General features: G+C 55.7%; 1 rRNA gene (only partly in view). It reads left to right on the forward strand.

Features of this window, described 5'->3' with window-relative positions:
- A 23S ribosomal RNA gene (locus ACZ7L4_RS42900) occupies positions 1-1,394 on the forward strand (it extends 1,371 nt beyond the left edge of the window).
- Positions 1,395-1,417: the final 23 nt, after the last annotated feature.

Consider the following 1,417-nt stretch of genomic DNA (forward strand, 5'->3'; position numbering starts at 1 on the left):
GCTGAGACCTGATGCCGAGCCGATTGTGGTGAAGTGGATGATCCTATGCTGTCGAGAAAAGCCTCTAGCGAGTTTCATGGCGGCCCGTACCCTAAACCGACTCAGGTGGTCAGGTAGAGAATACCGAGGCGTTCGGGTGAACTATGGTTAAGGAACTCGGCAAAATGCCCCCGTAACTTCGGGAGAAGGGGGGCCACACCTGGTGATAGCACTTGCTGCTTGAGCTGGGGGTGGCCGCAGAGACCAGCGAGAAGCGACTGTTTACTAAAAACACAGGTCCGTGCGAAGCCGTAAGGCGATGTATACGGACTGACGCCTGCCCGGTGCTGGAACGTTAAGGGGACCGGTTAGTCACATTTCGGTGTGGCGAAGCTGAGAACTTAAGCGCCAGTAAACGGCGGTGGTAACTATAACCATCCTAAGGTAGCGAAATTCCTTGTCGGGTAAGTTCCGACCTGCACGAATGGCGTAACGACTTCTCGACTGTCTCAACCATAGGCCCGGTGAAATTGCACTACGAGTAAAGATGCTCGTTTCGCGCAGAAGGACGGAAAGACCCCGGGACCTTTACTACAGTTTGATATTGGTGTTCGGTTCGGCTTGTGTAGGATAGGTGGGAGACTTTGAACTCGGTACGCCAGTATCGAGGGAGTCGTCGTTGAAATACCACTCTGGTCGTGCTGGATGTCTAACCTGGGTCCGTGATCCGGATCAGGGACAGTGTCTGATGGGTAGTTTAACTGGGGCGGTTGCCTCCCAAAGGGTAACGGAGGCGCCCAAAGGTTCCCTCAGCCTGGTTGGTAATCAGGTGTTGAGTGTAAGTGCACAAGGGAGCTTGACTGTGAGACCGACGGGTCGAGCAGGGACGAAAGTCGGGACTAGTGATCCGGCGGTGGCTTGTGGAAGCGCCGTCGCTCAACGGATAAAAGGTACCCCGGGGATAACAGGCTGATCTTCCCCAAGAGTCCATATCGACGGGATGGTTTGGCACCTCGATGTCGGCTCGTCGCATCCTGGGGCTGGAGTCGGTCCCAAGGGTTGGGCTGTTCGCCCATTAAAGCGGTACGCGAGCTGGGTTTAGAACGTCGTGAGACAGTTCGGTCCCTATCCTCTGTGCGCGTAGGAATATTGAGAAGGGCTGTCCCTAGTACGAGAGGACCGGGACGGACGAACCTCTGGTGTGCCAGTTGTCCTGCCAAGGGCATGGCTGGTTGGCTACGTTCGGAAAGGATAACCGCTGAAAGCATCTAAGCGGGAAGCCTGCTTCGAGATGAGTATTCCCACCCCCTTTGAGGGGTTAAGGCTCCCAGTAGACGACTGGGTTGATAGGCCAGATCTGGAAGCACCGCAAGGTGTGGAGGTGACTGGTACTAATAGGCCGAGGGCTTGTCCTCAGTTGCTCGCGTCCACTGTGTTG

This window comes from Streptomyces sp. NPDC107575 (assembly GCF_055657265.1).